This is a genomic window from Alteromonas marina (assembly GCF_000808575.1).
Classification (GTDB): Bacteria; Pseudomonadota; Gammaproteobacteria; order Enterobacterales; family Alteromonadaceae; genus Alteromonas; species Alteromonas marina_A.
The window spans coordinates 1-236 of the sequence record NZ_JWLW01000021.1 but is presented as its reverse complement, the minus strand read 5'-3'; the positions used below and the strand labels follow the sequence as shown (position 1 = coordinate 236).

The 236-nt window shown below is 46.6% G+C and carries 1 protein-coding gene; it reads left to right on the top strand.

Features of this window, described 5'->3' with window-relative positions; all coding sequences use genetic code 11:
- A partial coding sequence (locus tag RJ41_RS19175; protein ID WP_039221169.1) for a hypothetical protein occupies nt 1–236 on the top strand: 236 nt, incomplete at both ends.

Genomic DNA, 236 nt, shown 5'->3' with positions numbered 1-236 from the left:
GGCACATTTAAAGATGGCGCTAGACCACAGCTTCGTGTGCAAAATGGGGCTACTGGTACTGACTACGGTGTATACAGTTTCCCTGCCCTTTTCCATTCGCCCGCGTATTATCAACACAGTGATTTTGACGGCGATGGCATCAGTGAAGTCACCCTGTTCGGTCGCCTTAAACGCAACAATAAAATACAAGCAAAGATTGTCAGTGGCGCTGACAGTGAATACAAAATGAGTGCTTA